Genomic DNA, 19004 nt, shown 5'->3' with positions numbered 1-19004 from the left:
TGATCAGATCAGAGCGAGGCCGCCAAGCGCGATCCTTGGTCGATGGCGCGTTTGGCGTCAAGCTCCGCGGCCACATCCGCGCCGCCAATGACATGAGGTGTCTTTCCACGCGCCTCTAGCGCGTCCGCCAAGCTGCGGTCGCTGACTTGGCCTGCGCAAAGGATGACGTTGTCGACTTCGATCACGCGCGGATCTTCGCGCGCCTCGCCGGTCGAGACCATCAGCCCTTCATCGGTGATGCGCTCGTAGTTTACGCCGCCCACCATCTCGACCCCTTTCATCTTCAGGGTCGCGCGGTGAATCCAGCCGGTCGTTTTGCCCAGCCCCTTGCCCAGCGCTTTGGCCTTGCGCTGCATCAGGGTGACGTGGCGTGCGGGCGCTTCGGGTTTCGGACCGTCGGGTGACAGCCCACCCCGCGCTTTGGCCGGATCGGCCACGCCCCATTCGGCGAGCCATTCTTCAAGGTTTTCGGTCGGGCTTTCGCCCGCTTGCGTCAGAAACTCGGCCACGTCGAACCCAATGCCGCCCGCGCCGATAATGGCCACGCGGTCGCCCACCGGCACCTCGTGGCGCAGCACGTCGATATAGGACAGGACGTTGTCAGACCCCTGCCCGTCGATCCCCGGATCGCGTGGGATAACACCGGTGGCAATGATCACCTCGTCAAACCCATCAAGGTCATCCGCCGTGACCTCTTTGCCCAGTTGCAGGTCGATGTCCGAGGCCGCGACCATCCGGTCATACCAATCGACCAGTCCGATGAATTCTTCTTTGCCGGGGATTTTCTTGGCCATGTTCAGCTGACCACCCACCTGATCGGCCCGATCAAACAGCGTGACCTTGTGGCCGCGTTCGTCTGCCACCAGCGCGGTGGACAGACCCGCGGGGCCAGCGCCCACGATGGCGATGGATTTGGGCGTGTCGATCATGTCATAGCGCAGCTCGGTTTCATAACAGGCGCGCGGGTTTACCAGGCAGGTCGAGATCTTGCCGCCGAACGTATGGTCCAGACAGGCTTGGTTGCACGCGATACAGGGGGCGATGTCGCCCGCGCGACCCTCGGCCGCTTTGGCAACGAAATCGGGGTCGGCAAGGAAAGGCCGTGCCATCGACACCATATCTGCCGCGCCGCCCGCAAGAACCTCTTCTGCCACGTCAGGGTGATTGATCCGGTTTGACGTGATGATCGGCAGCGACACTTGCCCCATCAGCTTTTTCGTGACCCACGTGAAGGCCGCGCGCGGGACCGAGGTCGCGATGGTCGGAATGCGTGCCTCGTGCCAGCCGATGCCTGTGTTGATAATGGTGGCGCCCGCTTTCTCGATCTCTTTGGCCAGTTGGACAACCTCGTCGAAGGTCGATCCGTTGGGCACAAGGTCGATCATCGACAGTCGATAGATGATGATGAACTCAGGCCCAACAGCGGCGCGCACGGCTTTCACGACCTCGATGGGCAGGCGCATCCGATTTTCATACGACCCACCCCAGCGGTCTTCGCGTTTGTTGGTGTGGGTGACAAGAAACTGGTTCAGAAAATAACCCTCGGACCCCATAACCTCGACCCCGTCATAGCCCGCCTCTTTTGCGCGGACGGCGGCGGTGGCGAAATCGGCGATCTGTTTCTGGATTCCATCCTCGTCCAGCTCTTTCGGCGGGAAAGGCGAAATGGGCGATTTGATCGGGCTGGCAGACACGCAATCCGGTCCATAGGCATAACGCCCGGCATGAAGGATCTGCATGGCGATCTTGCCGCCTTCTGCGTGCACGCGGTCGGTGACGATCCGGTGGTTGGCGATATCCTCGTCGGTGTAAAGACCTGCCGCGCCCGGATACACACCGCCTTCGGGGTTCGGGGCCATACCGCCGGTCACGATCAACGCCGCCCCACCACGGGCACGTTCGGCATAGAACTCGGCCACGCGCGGCCAGTCGCCACGTTCCTCTAGCCCGGTGTGCATGGAGCCCATCAGCACGCGGTTCTTCAGGGTCGTGAAGCCCAGATCAAGGGGGGCGAGAAGGGTCGGATAGCTTGTCATGCGGGCGGTCTCCTGTCAGTTGCGGCAAATCTGGACGAGGTCACAGACGCTGTCATTCGAAACGCTGCGTAACCGACACGGCTTACCATGCGCAATCCGCCGCCAGTGCGTCGATCTGATCTGGGGCGAAAACGGTAACCCCAGCCGCGCGCAAGGCTGCGGTGGTGACACCAAACCCCGCCCGTCGCGTGCAATCGTGATGCCCGCTGTAAAGCAGGGATGATCCGCAGGACGGGCTGGCCTCGGTCAGCAATGCATAGCTGCAATCGCGGTTGCGGGCCAGATCAACCGCCAACCGCGCGCCAGCGACGAAAGCGGCGGTCACGTCTGCGCCGTCACAGTCAACGACTTTGGCACGCCCAGCCAGGACATCATCGCCGTTATATCCCGGTTCAATCTCGGCCGACCGTCGCGGGATAGCAAGCCCACCCGACAGTTCTGGGCAAAACGGGACGACGCGGCCATCGGCGTCCCATCTTGTCAAACACGCGTGCACAAAGGTCTTGGCTCGGCCGTCATAGCGCACCATTTGTCCCATCAGACAGGCGCTGACCAAAAGCCGTGACATGGCCTAGCCAGTTTCCATGCAGTGGCGGCGAAACGCACGCTTGAGCATATCAAGTTCTTCGCGCAGCAGGTCGACTTCGGCGCGGATATCGGTTTCCAGCGGCTGCCCCGTCACAATCGAGAACGTGTCGAGTTGCACGCCGCTTTCCTTATCCGCGATCACGAAAGTCTGGACGCCCTCTGTCAGGGCATCCGCCGGGATCGGGACTTTCACAAAATACGCACCAGCCCGATCGGGGTGCGGCGTGACCGTCACGCCGTCGATGGTTTGGGTCAGATGCGTCACTTCAAGCGCCGGGGCCGCATCCTGCGCGTCAGCCGTTGTCAGAACGCCTTCCCAAATGCCCGCCTGAATGCGCGCCTTTGCCAGTTGAAGTTTCGTCACCTCACGCTCCTTATCCAGTCGGTTCGGGATCAGACCTCGGCCCGCGGGCGTCGGCTGAACGTTACATCGCGCAGGATCACCTGGCTCATCTCGGGGTTTTCAAAGACCAGGTCGACCCACATTCGGTCGACCCGCTTCTCGTTCAGATTGGTGTAGGCAAGATCAAATTCGACGACCGCCTCGGCGTCCGTGTCGGGCAGAGCGCGAACGATTTGTTCGGTGTTGGGGCCGTGCTGAATGTTGAGGCGGGCAAACACCTCTAACGGTTTCTCCATCTCGACCAGCGTGGTCAGGCGGACAAGATGGTTGCGTTTCAGTCCGTCAGTTGCCGATTGAGGCAGCTCGATCACCAACGACAGGAAAGATCCGTCAAAGCCGAACACATCCATTCGCAGGCCAAACGGGGCCAAGTCGCTTTCGCGTGTGTTGCGCACCTGCCGGACTGTCAGTTCGGAAACCCGGCAATCGTGAAACAGCGTTGCCTCGCCGCCGAATGTCGCCTTGCTTTCCACGGCGGCTTGGCCGGGGGGCGACAGCGGGCCGCGCCACAGCTCTGGTCGATAGGCCCAGTCGCAATGCAGCGGCTTTTGGATGGCATCCGACCCGATCAATGGCAGCGTCAGACGGCCATCCGCCACATGAAGCACACGGTCCAACGCCTGACGCATTTGCCGCGCGCGACCGCGCACTGCGCGCAACGATGCAAGGTCAAGGGTTTGGGCCTGCTGCAAGGCCGACTGCCAACGCTGCAATGCACGTCGCTGCAACCATTGATCAAGGATACCGTTCACACGTCGCAACATGATGTGTTCTTGCCCTGCTAAGATTCGCCTGCTTTCGGTGTTCATTCTTAAAACAGAATAGGTTCGTTTGCGCAAACCACCTGACGCGCCCCGTGAGCCGCCGCCCTAGACCTTCGGGCTGGCCTTGCGGATGGCCGCGACGAAATCTTTCAACAGCTCATAGCCTTTGCCCTGACCGAAGGGTTGATCGGCGAAAGCCGTTGCACTGGCGGTCACAAGCTGCCCGTTCAATTCGAAAAACGCGCGCCATGTCGTGTTTGACAGCGCAAAGGGCAGACCATCAGACGTGTCTCTCACCCGCACAAAAAGCACATTTGAAGCGGACTTCATGTCCATTAAGGTAACGGTGCCGGCATTGCCCGCCCGGCTTAGCGCCGCACGACCTTTGTCGCTTTGGACAAAGGCACGGGCCTCTCGCATGCGGGCGTCGGGGTTATTGGGCAAAGCCGCTGCCTGGACCGGCATCGGAAGAACAGTTGCCGTCAGGAACGCGGGCTTTGCGGGTTTCGGGTCGCCGGCGTCTTTGGTTAACGCGGCACAGGCACCGATAGGAATGAACGCACCTGACGAGGTGTCTTGATGCGCACTTGTGTCGATACAGAAGCCTTTCGGCGCGGCGATGGTCACCAACCCGCCCATGACGGATTTTGCGCGCACCAGATCGGCGCGCGGTGTCGCGCGTTCGTTCGAGAAGATCGCGCTGTCTGACAATTTCGGCCCGAACTTTCCGTCACCGCCAAGACAGCCGGTCAGGCCGATCAGAATTCCGATTGCCGCCCCTATGCGCAAAGCACCAGCACGGCTGTTTTTCAGTTGTCGATCCATTACACCCCCAACCCGGCGCAACGCGTTCCGGGCATAAACTTGTAAAATCCTAGAATGCCTCCAACTAATCCCGGTTGTCCATCCGTCAGATCGCGCCCATCATAACGGCCAAGTGTTCTTATAGTCAGGTATCCAATTGTCCATTTCCCCCACCCCCGAAAGTCATGACACCGCCGAGAGTTTCTGGTCCCCGGCCTATCCCCGCAATCAGATTTGGCGGACTCTGCTGGGCATCGTCATCATTCATGCCGCATTTTTTGCGGTCACATTTGCCGTCTTCATTGTTGGTGCAAAACTGCTGGGCACGGACCCTGCAAAGATTCTTGATGCGTCAACACCTGCCGAGGCGTCGATATTTTTTCTGACGTTTCTAGGCTATCATATTGGCCTCTGGATTGCCGTAAGAACGCTACATAAGCGTGGTTTTCGCAGCCTGTTCGGACCTGCACTTCGGGTCAACTGGCACCACTTCCGCCGCGGCCTGTTGGTCGCCATTGGCATCAGTATTGCGGCCGTCATCTTGCAATTTTTGCAGCCACTTTTCTTGACGCCCATCACGGACACCCCGACCCAGCAATCCATGGCCCTTGCCAGTTGGGCGCTGCTGATTGTGCCTGCACTGGGGTTGGTCTTGTTACAGATATTCGCCGAAGAACTGGTGTTTCGAGGCTATATCCTTCAACAACTTCGGGCACGTTTCCGGTCGATCTGGATCTGGGCGATCTTGCCGTCGCTGGCCTTTGGACTGCTGCACTACGACCCCTACGCCTATGGCATCAACGCGATTTTCTACGTGATCCACACAACCGTCATCGGTATTGTTCTAGCCGTTGTCACCCTGCGCACGGGAAATATCGGTGCTGCCGCCGGTTTGCATTTCGGGAACAATGCGATGTTGGTCTTTTCCGGCACCAAAGGAACGCTGGACGGTTTTTCGCTGTATCTGACCGAAATGGACCTGACCGGCGCGCAGATGACATTGTCAATGTTGTCGCAAACCTTTCTTGTGCTAGCGGCCTTTGCGCTGTGGTGGCTGTTCACTCAGCGCAACCAGCCAATTGCAAATACCGCACAAGCGGACTAGTTAAAACGAAACCGATCAAGGAAGACAGGCGATGAACTGGATCTCGAACTACGTCCGCCCGCGTATCAACTCGCTTTTCTCACGCCGCGAGGTGCCCGAGAATTTGTGGACCAAATGCTCGGAATGCGGAACCATGTTGTTTCACCGCGAATTTACCGAGAACCTGAACGTTTGCACCAGTTGTGACCACCACATGGGCATTACCCCGCGTGAACGGTTTCACGCGCTGTTTGACGGCAATGTTTTCACCGAGGTCGACGTGCCCGCCCCGCTTGACGACCCTTTGCATTTCAAAGACCAGAAAAGATATCCCGACCGCATCAAAGCAGCCCGCAAAGACACGGGCGAACGTGAGGCGATGCTGGTGGCCGAAGGTAAGATTGGTCGCACACCCATCGTCGCCGCCGCGCAAGATTTCAGCTTCATGGCGGGGTCCATGGGCATGTATGTCGGCAACGCGATCATCGCCGCCGCCGAACGCGCCGTGGCTGCCAAACGCCCGCTGGTTCTGTTTTCCGCTGCAGGCGGCGCGCGGATGCAGGAAGGTATTCTTAGCCTCATGCAAATGCCGCGCACCACCGTGGCCGTGCAGATGCTGAAAGAGGCCGGGCTTCCCTATATCGTCGTGCTGACCCACCCGACCACCGGCGGTGTGACGGCGTCCTATGCCATGTTGGGCGATGTTCATATTGCTGAACCCAACGCTTTGATCTGCTTTGCTGGCCCCCGCGTCATCGAACAAACCATCCGTGAAAAGCTGCCTGATGGCTTCCAGCGTGCCGAATACCTGTTGGACCACGGCATGTTGGATCGCGTCACCCATCGCAAGGATATGAAAGACGAACTTGTCACCATCCTGCGCATGTTGACTGGCAAAGGCCCCGCCGTGATGGGCGATCTGCCCAAACCGGAGGATGTGGTCGAGACCAAAGAAAAGCCCGAAGACGCCCCCGCCAAGCCCAAAGACGAGGCTCCCAAGACGTGAGCGCCTCCGGTTCGGACGTCATCCTAGAGCGGATGATGTCCCTTCACCCAAAGATCATTGATCTGACGTTGGACCGGGTTTGGCGACTTTTGCACGCCGTTGGTGATCCACAAGACCGCTTGCCCCCGGTGATCCATCTGGCGGGCACAAATGGCAAAGGCTCGACCCAGGCCATGCTGCGTGCGGGGCTTGAGGGGGCGGGCAAGCGCGTGCACGCCTATACCTCGCCGCATTTGGCGCGGTTCCATGAACGCATCAGGCTGGCCGGCACGTTGATCGACGAGGACGCCCTGACCGACGTGCTCGACCGCTGTTATGCTGCCAATGGTGACGAGACGATCACGTATTTTGAGATTACGACCGTCGCGGCGCTCATGGCCTTCGTTGAGACCCCCGCCGATTTTACACTGTTGGAAACGGGGCTGGGTGGACGGTTGGATGCGACCAACGTTGTGGCCAAGCCAGAGTTGACGATCATCACGCCGATCTCGATCGACCACACGCAGTTTCTGGGCGACACTCTCGCCGCCATCGCTGGTGAAAAGGCAGGCATTCTGAAACGCGGCGTGCCCTGCATCGTCGGCCCACAACCTGATGACGCGCTTGAGGTGATCGAGGCGCGCGCCGCGAAGCAGGGCTGCCCCCTGTTCGCCCACGGCCAGCACTGGCACATGTGGGAAGAGCGTGGACGGTTTGTCTTTCAAGATGAAACGGGCCTGCTGGACCTGCCGATGCCAGCCCTGATCGGCCCTCACCAAATGGAAAACGCCGGTGCTGCTGTCGCCGCCCTGCGCCAGCTTGGGTTTGACGAAGACGCGTGCGGGGCCGCGATGCGCGATGTGACATGGCCCGCCCGAATGCAACGCCTGCGCGACGGTCCCTTGGCGAAGGCCGCCGGTGATGCCGAGCTATGGCTGGACGGCGGACACAACCCGGCGGCAGGTCAGACCTTGGCGAAGGTTTTGGCGGATATGCCCAAGCGGCCAACCCATTTGATCTGCGGCATGTTAAACACCAAGGACATCGCCGGATATCTGCGCCCACTGGCGCGTGTCGCCGAAAGCCTTACAGCAGTGTCTATTCCCGGCGAGGCCAACACCCTGCCAGCAGACATTACGGCGCGCGAAGCCGCGGCAGTTGGACTAGCGGCATCGCAGGCGGGGTCGGTTGCTGAGGCGATTGCCGAAATCACAGAACATGCACCCGAAAGCCGTATCTTGATTTGCGGTTCGCTGTATTTGGCCGGAAATGTATTGCGAGAGAACGGCTAGTCCCACCGGAAACGCACAACGTGATTACAAATTAATTTTCTCGAGCGACCCCGATCTGGATTCACTTCGCCTACCAACCCCCCGAAAAGAATCACTTTTTCCTCATCAAACGAATCGGCAAGTGATTCGGTGAAAACCGTTGCCAAATAAGTGGTTAGCCTCTACAAATAGGGTATTCTTCAGGTAAAGTTCACAATAAGTGAACGGCTTGTCGAGCAGTACATATGACCGGGGGGTCTCATGTTTCGGGTGATGCAAAACGTGGCGTGTTTGTTTGTGATCACAAACTCCACCGCCTATGCAAACGAAACTGAGACCGCCCCTGCCATACCTTTCCCCGACCTTGGATCACGACGCTTAGTGCAGCAATAGCACTGGTGTTTTCTTGTTCCTGCGGTCGGCGCGCTGACGCCTACGTTCTGTCAGTCACGATGCGGTAAGTTAGGCGGGCGGGTTATGACCTAGGGGTCGCCAAAGGGCGGCCCCGTTTTATTCGCCACCCCAATCCTTATCCTGCATTTCGCGCAAGCGGCTGGCGGTGCGTTCAAATTCGAACGAGCCTTCGCCCTCGACATACAGCATTTCGGGCTGGGCGGCGGCAGATGCGATCAACCTGACCTTCGCCTCATAAAGTGCGTCGATCAGAGTTACGAACCGCTTCGCCTCGTTGAAATTCGACCGGCTTAGGCGCGGGATATCTTCCAGCACCAAAAGCTTCACCGCGTTGGCAATGGTCAGATAATCCCCCGGCCCCAGCATCGCGCCACACAGGTCATGGAACCCGGCCCTTGCCGCCCCATTGCGATAGGCAGGCAGGACGACATCGCGCCCTTTGACGGTCAGGGTCAAAGGCTCGGCATCACCTCCGGTCAGGTCACGCCAGATTGCGTCGATCGCCTTACGCGCCTCAGCCCCAGCGGGGGTGAAATACACTTGTTCACCCGCCAGACGGTCCTGCCGATAATCATTCGGGCTGACCAGTTCATGCACCACCATCTGATCCTTGATCAGGGCGATGAAGGGCAGGAACAACTGTCGGTTCAGCCCATCCTTATACAGTTCGTCCGGGTGCCGGTTCGAGGTCGTGACCACCACGACGCCCGCATCAAACAGCTTTTCAAACAGACGGCCCACAAGCATCGCATCGGTGATGTCGGTGATCTGCATTTCATCAAAGGCAAACAGGCGCACATCGGCAGCGATCTTGTCGGCCACCGGGGACAGCGGATCATCGACGCCTGTCTTACGTGCGGCGGCCATGCCCTCGTGCACCTCTTGCATGAAGGCGTGAAAATGGACGCGACGCTTGGCGGATGTTTCAAGGCTGTCGACGAACAGGTCCATCAGCATGGACTTGCCGCGCCCGACGCCCCCCCACAGATACAGCCCTTGCGGCACGTCCTCGACCTTGTTGTGGAACAACCCGCCCAGAATGCCCCGCTTGCGGGTGGGTGCGGCCTCCAGATGCGCGCGGATGTCTTCCAGCGCGGGCAGACAGGCCTCTTGTGCCGGGTCGCGGGTGATCTCGCCCTTCTGGGCCAGGGTCTCATAAATCTCGATCAGGCTTGTCATAGCCGAGGAATAAGATGCTTCCACCCATAAGGAAAGATGAAGTGGCCCATGACGAACGAAGAATTGACCAGTTGGTCGATTTCGCAGACCGTACCCGGATGACCGAGACACGCGCACCCCTTATCACGCCCGTCCTTGTGGCAGGCTGTTTGATCATCCTTGTCAGCTTCGCGATCCGCGCGAGCTTTGGCGTGTTTCAGATCCCGATTGCGACCGAGTTCAACTGGCCGCGTGCCGAGTTCTCGTTGGCGATTGCCATCCAGAATCTGGCGTGGGGCATTGGGCAGCCGATCTTTGGGGCTATCGCTGAAAAAATCGGAGACCGCAAGGCCATCATCATGGGGGCGCTGATCTATGCGGTGGGGCTTGTGGCGTCGTCCTATGCGGTCACACCAGAAGCGCACCAACTGTTAGAAATCGCCGTGGGCTTCGGCATCGCTGGCACGGGCTTCGGTGTGATTCTGGCCGTTGTTGGGCGGGCGGCCAGCGATGACAACCGGTCTATGTCGCTGGCCATCGCGACTGCTGCGGGGTCGGCAGGTCAGGTGTTCGGCGCACCGCTGGCGGAATACCTGCTGGGCTTCATGCCATGGCAGAACGTCTTCGTCATCTTCGCCGCCGCGATCCTTGCAACGCTGGCGCTGCTTCCCCTGATGAAGACCGAAACAATCGCGTCGAAAGCCGAACTTGAAGACAGCATGGGTCAGATCCTGACCAAGGCGATGCGCGATCCCAGCTTCGCGCTGATCTTTCTGGGCTTCTTTTCCTGCGGCTATCAGCTGGCCTTCATCACCGCCCACTTTCCCGCCTTCGTGACCGAGATGTGTGGCGCGATTGACCCCTCTGGCACATTGGCGACGATCGGCGTTTCGACCACGTCGGCGCTGGGGGCAATCTCGATCTCCCTGATCGGGTTGGCCAACATCGCGGGCACGCTCTTGGCGGGTTATCTGGGCAAGACCTATTCCAAGAAATACTTGCTGGCAGGGATTTATGCGGCGCGGACTGTGGTCGCCGCACTGTTTATCCTGATGCCGATCACACCGACATCCGTCATCGTCTTTTCCATCGCAATGGGGTCGCTGTGGCTGGCCACGGTTCCGCTGACCTCTGGTCTGGTCGCGCATATCTATGGGCTGCGCTATATGGGCACGCTGTATGGGATCGTCTTCTTCTCACACCAGTTGGGCAGCTTCCTGGGTGTTTGGCTGGGCGGGCGGATGTATGACGCGTTCGGCGATTATACCATGGTGTGGTGGATTGGCGTCGGCGTCGGTGCCTTTTCGGCCATCGTCCACTTGCCGGTGAAAGAGCAACCACTGGCCGCGCGCGCGGCCTAAACCGGAAGCGCAGTGGTTTTAAACACGGTGCGCAGCGCGAACGAGCTTTGCATCCCTTGCACCCCCGGAAGCCGCGCCAGATACTGACGGTGAATGCGGGCAAAGTCCTCGGTGTCTTGTGCGACGACCTTCAGAATATAATCCGCCGTCCCGGCCATCAGGTGACATTCCAGCACATCGGGGACCAAGGCGACCTCGCGTTCGAACGCATCCAGCAACTCATCCGCCTGACCAGACAGAGTGATCTCGACAAAAATGGTGGAGGGGCAGCCCATTTTGCGCGCATCCAGCAACGCAACATAATCACGGATATAACCATCGGCCTCAAGCCTTTGCACCCGGCGATGGCAGGCAGAAGGGGAAAGGTTGATCCGCTCGGACAGGTCCGAGTTGGATATCCGGCCCGTGCGTTGCAACACCCCAAGGATGCGACGGTCTATGCTGTCCAGTTCCATTTTCTCACAAACTTCTTGCGCACTTTGGCATCATTGCGGTGATTTATTCGACACTTCCTATCACCTGCGCCACTTCTTTTCAAAGCAATTGCGCAGAGATGCGCGCAAACTTGTCCCCTGAAAGATCGAATTAACCGACGATAGGGAATGAGGAGGATACCCCATGCTGATCGGATGCCCGAAAGAAATCAAACCGCAGGAGTTTCGCGTTGGTCTGACGCCCGCTGCTGCAGGCGAAGCGATTGCACGCGGTCACAGCGTCATCGTCGAGACCAACGCTGGCGTCGGCGCCGGGTTCATGGACGACGACTATGTCGCCGTTGGCGCCACCGTTCTGGATACCGCGAAAGAAGTGTTCGCCAAGGCCGACATGATCGTGAAGGTGAAGGAACCGCAAGCCGTTGAGCGCAAGATGCTGCGCGAAGGGCAGCTTCTGTTCACCTATCTGCACCTGGCCCCGGACCCCGAACAGACCAAAGACCTGCTGGACAGCGGGTGCACCGCGATTGCCTATGAAACCGTGACGGACCGCAGTGGCGGCCTGCCCCTGCTGGCCCCGATGTCCGAGGTTGCCGGTCGCCTGGCGCCGCAAAGCGGGTCTTGGGCGCTGCAAAAGGCCAATGGCGGCAGCGGCGTGCTGATGGGTGGCGTGCCCGGCGTGCGCCCGGCCAACGTGGCCATCATCGGCGGCGGCGTGGTGGGCGCAGCTGCAGCACGTGTCGCTGTCGGCATGGGCGCGAACGTCACCGTGCTGGATCGTTCTGTGCCGCGTCTGTCATATCTGGATGATGTGTTCATGGGGCGGCTGACAACGCAGTATTCCGACATGGCGGCTGTGGCCGAGTTGCTGCCGCGCGTTGATATGGTGGTTGGTGCCGTATTGATCCCCGGCGCAGCAGCGCCCAAGCTGATCAGCCGCGAACAATTGTCCTTGATGAAACCGGGGTCCGTTCTGGTGGATGTTGCCATCGATCAAGGCGGGTGCTTTGAAACGTCAAAGGCCACCACCCATGCCGAACCGATCTACGACGTGGACGGCATTGTGCATTACTGCGTGGCCAACATGCCAGGTGCGGTTGCCCGCACCTCGACCATCGCACTTGGCAACGCCACGATGCCTTTCATGCTGGCACTGGCCGGCAAGGGCTGGAAGCAAGCTTGCAAGGATGACGAACATCTGCTGAACGGGTTGAATGTTCATGCGGGTAAGCTGACCTACGCCGCAGTGGGTGAAGCGCTTGGCATCGACTATATCTCGGCAGAAGATGCGCTGAAGATCTGACGTTTAACCAAGATTTGGAAAAGCCCTGCCATCTGGCGGGGCTTTTTCTTTGACACATGGGCGGCGGGGCAGCACCCTGTCTCCATGCCCGACCTTTCACCTCTTTTCGCAAACGCGGCTGTGGCCGACACGTTTGATAGCTTCCCGCCCGACGCGCGAGCGGGGCTTCTGGACTTACGCCGTCTGATTTTCACAACCGCGAAAGAGACACCCGGTGTTGGACGCATTGAAGAGACGTTGAAGTGGGGCCAACCCGCCTATCTGACACCTGACAGCAAATCCGGCACAACGATCCGCCTGGGCGTCCCAAAATCCGGCGGCTTTGCGTTGTTCGTCCACTGCCAAACGACACTTATGTCAGATTTTCAGACCCTGTTTCCCGACGGTTTCACCTATGACGGCAACCGCGCCATTCATTTCACGGACGGGCAAGATCTGCCCCGTGACACCTTGCGACTGCTGATCAAAAGCGCGCTGACCTATCACTTGAAATGAAGCCCCAAAAACAAAAGAAGCCCCACACATGGCGGGGCTTTCTTTTGCTGGTTTCCTGCAAACACAGGACGTTGCCGGATGTGGTAGCGTGGGGCGGACTTGAACCGCCGACCCCAGCATTATGAGTGCTGTGCTCTAACCAGCTGAGCTACCACGCCATCTCACATCGGGGGCCGATGTATGCTGGCCCGCGTCCAGTGTCAAACGAAAAACACCGCTTCACCAGACGCTTCACAAAAAAGCCAAAAGAAAAGGACGCCCGGGTTGCGGGCGCCCTTACCGAGTGTCTGTTCGACGGTGCTACTTCTTCAACGCATCGCGGATTTCGACCAGCAGGTCCACCTCAGATGGGCCAGCGGGGGCTTCTTCTGCGGCTTCTTCGTCCTTCGCGGCTGCGTCTTTCGCCTTGTTGACGAAACGCACCAACATGAACACCACATAAGCGATGATCAGGAAGTTGATGATCGCCATAATGAACGACCCATAGGCAAACACGGCGGCACCACTTTCGCGCGCCGCTTCAAGCGACGCACCTTCCGGGACGGTGCCGGACAGGGTGGCGTACATGTTGGTGAAATCAATGCCGCCCATGAACAACCCAATGATCGGGTTGATCAGATCAGCCACCAGTGAACTGACAATGGCGGTGAATGCGGCACCGATGATGATACCAACAGCCATGTCCATGACATTGCCCTTGGCGATGAAGTCTTTGAATTCTGAAAGCATACTGTCCTCACTACACATAAATTGCCGGCGTGTTTCCACCGACCTGCGCGAAGCCTAGCGCAAAACATTCACGTTTGCATATTGTTTCGTGGGGAAAAACAGTCTGCTGTTACCCATAGATTGTTGACGAATGCCTAGCGGCTTATGCTGCCTGTCAGGACATAGCGCAGGATCTCGACCACCTGATGGGGTTCGCGCGCGACAGCAAGCGCTGCTGCGTCGACTTCTTTCAAGGGGTGGTCATGTTCGGGTTGCTGCAAAACGATCAGGGATTTGCCTTTCGCGGCGGCATATCCAGCGTCAAACGCGGCGTTCCACTGGCGGTATTTCTCGCCAAACCGGACGACGACCACGTCGGCATCCTCGATCGCTTTGCGTGTGCGGATCGCATTCACCATCGCGCCCTTGTGGTCGTGCCAATACTTGTTGTCCTCGGCACCCAGAATATCCACGCCGCAATCGTCCGAGGCATCGTGATCGGTGACGGGCGACGAAAACGTGACATCCAGCCCCTTCGCGCCGTCGATGATTTGCTCGCGCCAATCGGTGTGAATCTCGCCGGACAGGTATACGTTCAGGGTCATGTCATTCCTCCTTGTTGGTGCAGCCCCTTAGGGCCACGCGAGTCAGTTCAGCCGCGCAATGTGCCGCCAGTGGCCTTGCCCACCTTCTCAACGATCTTGGCGCTGACCGCTTCGATGTCCTTGTCGGTCAGGGTCGCGTCACGCGGTTGCAGGCGCACGGTGATGGCGAGGGATTTCTTGCCCTCGCCAAGCGATCCGCCGATGAATTCGTCAAAGACATTCACGTCGACGATCAGCGCCTTGTCGGCCCCGGCGGCGGCGTTCACCAAGTTGATCGCCTCCACGTCGGCATCCACCACGAAGGCGAAGTCGCGTTCGACGGGTTGCAAATCACTGGCCCCCAGCGCGCCGCGCCCTGTGCCTTTGGCTTTCGGGAACGGCACCTTCGCCAGATGCACAGCGAAGGCCACAACGGGGCCTTTCACGTCCATCTCGGCAATCGCTTTCGGGTGTAGCTCGCCAAACGCGCCAAGGATGTTCTTCGGCCCCAGCCCTAGCTTGGCCGAGCGTCCGGGGTGCCACCACGCGTTCATGTCGCGCACATAGGTCAGCTTGGCAGGGGCGCCGATGGCGTTCAGCACCTCTTCTACATCCGCCTTGGCGTCATAGGTATCGACGGGACGGCGCGCGCCAAACCGGTCGCGCGGGCCGGTATGGCCGACGAGGATGCCGGTGACCATCTGTTCATATTCTTCCGGCTCACCGCCGCTGAACACAGGACCAACCTCGAACAGCGCCAGATCCATGAAACCGCGCGCCTGGTTGCGGGCGGCGGCTTGCAGCAGACCGGGCAGCAAAGACGGGCGCATATGGCTCATCTCGGACGAGATCGGGTTTTGCAACTGCGTCACATCTGCCCCACCGCCAAACCGCTTGGCACTGCCCTCATCAATGAAGCTGTAGGTCACACATTCGTTGTAGCCCAGCGCGGCCACGGTGCGGCGCGCCATGCCTTCGCGTTTCTGCAAAGGCGTCAGGATCGCCTTGGGCACGCCCACATGGGCACGCGGCAGCGGCTTGCCGACCAACTTGGTCAGGCTCGCCACCCGCGCGACCTCCTCGACCAGATCGGCCGAGCCTTGCACGTCGGGGCGCCAGCTTGGCACATGGGCCATGCCGTCCTTGATGGTGAAACCCAGCGCGGTCAGCGTCTTGCGCTGTTCATCCGCCGGAATGTCCATGCCGACCAGCGATTGCACCCGGTCAGTGTCCAGCTTGTAAGCACGGCTTGTATCCGGCACTTCGCCAGCAGTCACCACGTCCGACGGCTCACCGCCGCAAAGATCAAGGATCATCTGGGTCGCGGCCTCGATCGCCTGCGCATTATAGGCCGGATCGATACCGCGTTCGTTGCGATAGCGCGCATCGGAATTGATCTTCAGAGCACGCCCGGTGCGGGCAATTTGTTTCGTGTCCCAGAACGCGGCCTCTAGAAATACGTTGGTGGTGTCAAAGGTCGCACCGGTGGGCAGACCGCCCATGATGCCGCCGATGGACTCCACACCTTCATTATCCGAAATGATGACCATGCCGGGCGCGAAGGTATATTCCTTCTCGTCCAGCCCCATCAGCGTCTCGCCCCCCTTGGCGCGATGCACGCGCAGGTCGCCTTTGACCTTGTCGGCGTCAAACACGTGCAGCGGGCGGTTCATGTCGTAGGTGAAGAAGTTGGTGATATCGACAAGGGCCGAGATCGGGCGCAGCCCAATCGCGCGCAGACGCGCTTGCAACCACGCCGGCGACGGCCCGTTCTTCACGCCCTTGATCAGACGGCCCATGAACAGCGGGTTTGCGTCTTTGGTGTCGGCGTCGATGGTCACATTGATCGGGCTGGCGCCGTTGCCTTTGACCTTATGCTCTTTCAGAGGCTTCAATGTGCCCAGCCCCCGCGCCGCCAAGTCACGCGCAACGCCGCGCACGCCCAGCGCGTCGGGGCGGTTCGGCGTGATCGCAATCTCGATCACCGGATCGACCAGCGCGGGGTCATTGGCGGCGAGCCAGTCGACGAATTTCTCGCCCACCTCGCCCGAGGGAAGCTCGATAATACCATCATGCTCGTCGGACAGCTCCAACTCGCGCTCAGACGCCATCATACCGTGACTTTCGACACCACGGATTTTGCCGACCGAGAGCGTCACGTCGATGCCGGGCACATAATCGCCGGGTTTGGCGAGGACCACGGTGATCCCCTCGCGCGCATTGGGTGCGCCGCAAACGATTTGTACATCGCCTTCGTTGGTTTCCACGGTGCAGACTTTCAGACGGTCCGCGTCGGGATGTTTTTCAGCCGATTTGACCTTGGCGAGCGTGAACGCGCCCAGACGGTCCAAGGGGTTATAGATACCCTCAACCTCCAGCCCCAGATCGGTGCAGGCGTCCGCGATTTCATCGACCGAGGCTGTGGTGTCGAGGTGATCTTTCAGCCAGGAGAGTGTGAATTTCATGTCTTATCCTCTGTCTGCATCGCCGGTCGGCTTGCCAAATCTTCAACCACTTCGAAATGTTCGAACAGCAACATCATCTCGGGATCAAACCCGCCGTTGCGTTCAAAATAGGCCTTATGGCCCCGTTGCCACCCTTCCAGCGTTTCGCCCTCGGCATGGGCCAATTCCTCGGTGACATCGCAAAACCGGACTTGTTCGACCGACTTGGTGCGGATCACCAGCGCAGGCGTGCCGTCCCAGTTTGCCGCGATATCGCAGCGACCGACCTTGGGCATCGCATCCGGGTCGTCCGCGAAGTCTCGTAGAGCGCCAGAGGTCGCATGCTTCTGCCCCGCCCGCACCCGCTTGATCAGCTTGGCCGACAGCTTGGCACTGTCGCCAAACTTGAAGGTTCCGGCGCCGGGATAGGTGACTTGCAGGTCTTCGATGTCGTCGTCGCTCATTGGGAAAGCTCCGGTTTGGTGCAGGTATCGGTGGATTCACCCACGGATGCTGTGGAGTCGAGGTGGTTGGTCAGTCGGGAGACAGAGAATTTCATGTCTTGTCCTCTTCCAAGATTTCAAGCCGCAAAAACGCCTGGATCTCATCATTTGACAGGTCTTTGTCTCCAAAAAGGTCTTTGCGCATGGCAGTGAACATTTGAACCTCATGAGGATTGTGTCCGAGATTCTTCCACTCTTCCTTCGGCAACGCGGATTTTTTTGCCTGAAGGACCGTTTCGGAGTATATGTAATTTTTTGCCAGACGCATGACTTCCGGCGGAGCATAAAGTGCCAGCTCATGAGCTGCGCTGGCTAGTCCACGAATGGTTTCTTCCAGTTCTGACCCAGAATCAGTTCTGATCCTAGAATAGCCAACCGCTTCAGTAACAAAGCGGCGATATGCATGCCTGCGCTCAGTTTCAACTAATAGCCGTCTGTCTCTTCTTTTTTGGATTGGATAGGCGACAAAAGCGATGAACAACGCAGTTCCAGAGCCGATAGTCGCAGCAATTAGGGCTGAGGCACTCACCTACTCAACCCCCCACGCATCGTCGGCACATCCAGCGAGCTGAACCCGTAATGTCGCAACCAGCGCAGGTCGCTGTCAAAGAACGCGCGCAGGTCGGGGATGCCGTATTTCAGCATGGCCAGACGGTCGATGCCGAGGCCGAAGGCGAAGCCTTGCCATTCGTCCGGGTCCACGCCCGCCGATTGCAGCACTTTCGGATGCACCATGCCGCTGCCCAAGATTTCCATCCAGTCGTCGCCCTCGCCCAATTTCAGGGTGCCGCCTTCCCACGAGCAGCGAATGTCGACTTCGGCCGACGGTTCGGTGAAGGGGAAGTGCGAGGCGCGGAAGCGCAGTTCGATCCCGTCGATTTCAAAGAACGCGCGGCAGAATTCTTCCAGCGTCCATTTCAGGTTCGCCATCGAGATATCTTTGTCGATCGCCAGCCCCTCGACCTGATGGAACATCGGGGTGTGGGTCTGGTCGTAATCGGCGCGGTAAACACGGCCCGGCGCGATCACGCGGATCGGAGCACCCTGCGCCATCATCGCGCGGATTTGCACGGGGCTGGTATGGGTGCGCAGCACGTGGGGCGGACGCTCGTCGCCGTCCGGCATGGTCATATAGAAGGTGTCCATCTCGGTCCGGGTGGGGTGGTCCGCCGGGATGTTCAGGGCGTCGAAGTTATACCAGTCGCTTTCGATCTGCGGACCTTCGGCAACCGCGAAACCCATGTCGCCAAAGATCGCGCTGATCTCCTCCGTGACCTGCGAAATCGGGTGGATGGTGCCTTGGCGTTGCGGGCGGCCCGGCAGGGTCACGTCCAGCCATTCGGTGCGCAAACGCTCGTCCAGCGCGGCATCAGCCAGCCCGGATTTCTTGGCGGCGATGGCCGAGTTGATCTCGTCCTTCAGTGCGTTCAGCTTGGGGCCAGCGACTTGGCGTTCTTCCGGCGTCATCTTGCCCAGCTCGCGCATTTTCAAGGCCACTTCGCCCTTCTTGCCGACGGCTTGCACGCGGATATCTTCCAGTGTCGCTTCGTCCGCAGCACCGCCGATTGCATCAAGGTATTTTGTTCTAAGGTCGTCCATGTCAGCCCCTTTGCGTCGCACCGCTTCCAGCTAGCGAATGCAGGGCAAAATGGCAAGCGGGCGCGG

General features: G+C 59.4%; 19 protein-coding genes and 1 tRNA gene. 6 read left to right on the top strand and 14 right to left on the bottom strand.

Annotation, left to right across the window (positions count from 1 at the left end):
- Window positions 1–8: 8 nt before the first annotated feature.
- The 5 genes from MUY35_RS11810 to MUY35_RS11790 form a co-directional block, all read right to left on the bottom strand.
- Window positions 9–2036: an NADPH-dependent 2,4-dienoyl-CoA reductase gene (locus MUY35_RS11810; RefSeq protein ID WP_248368545.1), complete on the bottom strand. Its 2028-nt coding sequence runs from the start codon at window positions 2034–2036 to the stop codon at window positions 9–11.
- 82 nt (window positions 2037–2118) lie between these two features.
- Window positions 2119–2604, bottom strand: a complete 486-nt coding sequence (locus tag MUY35_RS11805) for a DUF523 domain-containing protein (RefSeq protein ID WP_248368543.1) — start codon at window positions 2602–2604, stop codon at window positions 2119–2121.
- Window positions 2605–2607: 3 nt separating this feature from the next.
- Window positions 2608–2988 (bottom strand): hypothetical protein, encoded by a 381-nt coding sequence (locus MUY35_RS11800; protein WP_248368541.1) that lies wholly within the window; start codon window positions 2986–2988, stop codon window positions 2608–2610.
- A 29-nt stretch (window positions 2989–3017) separates the two neighbouring features.
- The gene (locus MUY35_RS11795; protein ID WP_248368539.1) at window positions 3018–3791 is read right to left on the bottom strand and encodes a DUF6478 family protein; all 774 of its coding nucleotides are present in this window, start codon (window positions 3789–3791) and stop codon (window positions 3018–3020) included.
- A gap of 105 nt (window positions 3792–3896) precedes the next feature.
- Window positions 3897–4616 carry a hypothetical protein gene (locus tag MUY35_RS11790; RefSeq protein WP_248368537.1) on the bottom strand — a complete coding sequence of 240 codons (720 nt, stop codon included), beginning with the start codon at window positions 4614–4616 and terminating at the stop codon, window positions 3897–3899.
- Between the two features lie 136 nt (window positions 4617–4752).
- On the opposite strand from MUY35_RS11790, the gene MUY35_RS11785 reads away from it, so the two are divergent.
- The 3 genes from MUY35_RS11785 to MUY35_RS11775 are packed head-to-tail and all read left to right on the top strand — an operon-like array spanning window position 4753 to window position 7956.
- Window positions 4753–5700, top strand: a complete 948-nt coding sequence (locus MUY35_RS11785) for a type II CAAX endopeptidase family protein (RefSeq protein ID WP_248368534.1) — start codon at window positions 4753–4755, stop codon at window positions 5698–5700.
- A 31-nt stretch (window positions 5701–5731) separates the two neighbouring features.
- A complete protein-coding gene (accD, locus tag MUY35_RS11780) occupies window positions 5732–6685 on the top strand; it encodes an acetyl-CoA carboxylase, carboxyltransferase subunit beta (protein ID WP_248368531.1) in 954 nt (317 codons plus the stop codon).
- A complete protein-coding gene (locus MUY35_RS11775) occupies window positions 6682–7956 on the top strand; it encodes a folylpolyglutamate synthase/dihydrofolate synthase family protein (protein ID WP_248368528.1) in 1275 nt (424 codons plus the stop codon). Before accD ends, MUY35_RS11775 begins: the two co-directional genes overlap by 4 nt.
- A gap of 489 nt (window positions 7957–8445) precedes the next feature.
- On the opposite strand, the gene zapE is transcribed toward MUY35_RS11775, so the two are convergent.
- Window positions 8446–9528, bottom strand: coding sequence for a cell division protein ZapE (gene zapE, locus MUY35_RS11770; RefSeq protein WP_248368525.1), 1083 nt, complete (start codon window positions 9526–9528; stop codon window positions 8446–8448).
- A gap of 98 nt (window positions 9529–9626) precedes the next feature.
- Here zapE and MUY35_RS11765 point away from each other — a divergent pair, with 98 nt between their 5' ends.
- Window positions 9627–10868, top strand: coding sequence for an MFS transporter (locus MUY35_RS11765; RefSeq protein ID WP_248369031.1), 1242 nt, complete (start codon window positions 9627–9629; stop codon window positions 10866–10868).
- Here MUY35_RS11765 and MUY35_RS11760 read toward each other — a convergent pair.
- Window positions 10865–11323 carry an Lrp/AsnC family transcriptional regulator gene (locus tag MUY35_RS11760; RefSeq protein WP_248368520.1) on the bottom strand — a complete coding sequence of 153 codons (459 nt, stop codon included), beginning with the start codon at window positions 11321–11323 and terminating at the stop codon, window positions 10865–10867. The genes MUY35_RS11765 and MUY35_RS11760 overlap by 4 nt on opposite strands.
- A gap of 163 nt (window positions 11324–11486) precedes the next feature.
- Between MUY35_RS11760 and ald the strand changes: the two genes are divergently transcribed.
- Together ald and MUY35_RS11750 are read left to right on the top strand one after the other, a co-directional pair.
- Entirely contained in the window at window positions 11487–12605 is a 1119-nt protein-coding gene (ald, locus tag MUY35_RS11755; protein WP_248368517.1) for an alanine dehydrogenase, read from the top strand.
- An 84-nt stretch (window positions 12606–12689) separates the two neighbouring features.
- Window positions 12690–13100 (top strand): DUF1801 domain-containing protein, encoded by a 411-nt coding sequence (locus tag MUY35_RS11750; protein WP_248368514.1) that lies wholly within the window; start codon window positions 12690–12692, stop codon window positions 13098–13100.
- A gap of 81 nt (window positions 13101–13181) precedes the next feature.
- Here the strand turns inward: MUY35_RS11750 and MUY35_RS11745 are convergent.
- The 7 genes from MUY35_RS11745 to pheS all read right to left on the bottom strand — a co-directional run bounded on the left by MUY35_RS11745 (window position 13182) and on the right by pheS (window position 18938).
- Window positions 13182–13258, bottom strand: a tRNA-Met gene (locus MUY35_RS11745).
- A 142-nt stretch (window positions 13259–13400) separates the two neighbouring features.
- Entirely contained in the window at window positions 13401–13829 is a 429-nt protein-coding gene (gene mscL, locus MUY35_RS11740) for a large conductance mechanosensitive channel protein MscL (RefSeq protein ID WP_248368512.1), read from the bottom strand.
- 134 nt (window positions 13830–13963) lie between these two features.
- The gene (locus tag MUY35_RS11735) at window positions 13964–14413 is read right to left on the bottom strand and encodes a YtoQ family protein (RefSeq protein ID WP_248368509.1); all 450 of its coding nucleotides are present in this window, start codon (window positions 14411–14413) and stop codon (window positions 13964–13966) included.
- A 47-nt stretch (window positions 14414–14460) separates the two neighbouring features.
- Window positions 14461–16857 (bottom strand): phenylalanine--tRNA ligase subunit beta, encoded by a 2397-nt coding sequence (pheT, locus tag MUY35_RS11730; RefSeq protein ID WP_248368506.1) that lies wholly within the window; start codon window positions 16855–16857, stop codon window positions 14461–14463.
- A complete protein-coding gene (locus MUY35_RS11725) occupies window positions 16854–17300 on the bottom strand; it encodes an ASCH domain-containing protein (RefSeq protein ID WP_248368495.1) in 447 nt (148 codons plus the stop codon). Before MUY35_RS11725 ends, pheT begins: the two co-directional genes overlap by 4 nt.
- Before the next feature lie 91 nt (window positions 17301–17391).
- On the bottom strand, window positions 17392–17868 hold the full coding sequence (locus MUY35_RS11720; RefSeq protein WP_248368493.1) for a hypothetical protein: 477 nt from the start codon (window positions 17866–17868) through the stop codon (window positions 17392–17394).
- A complete protein-coding gene (gene pheS / locus MUY35_RS11715; RefSeq protein WP_248368489.1) occupies window positions 17865–18938 on the bottom strand; it encodes a phenylalanine--tRNA ligase subunit alpha in 1074 nt (357 codons plus the stop codon). Before pheS ends, MUY35_RS11720 begins: the two co-directional genes overlap by 4 nt.
- Between the last annotated feature and the right edge of the window lie 66 nt (window positions 18939–19004).

This window comes from Aliiroseovarius sp. S1339 (assembly GCF_023195695.1).
Lineage (GTDB): Bacteria > Pseudomonadota > Alphaproteobacteria > Rhodobacterales > Rhodobacteraceae > Aliiroseovarius.
This window is presented reverse-complemented; position numbering and strand designations above follow the sequence as displayed.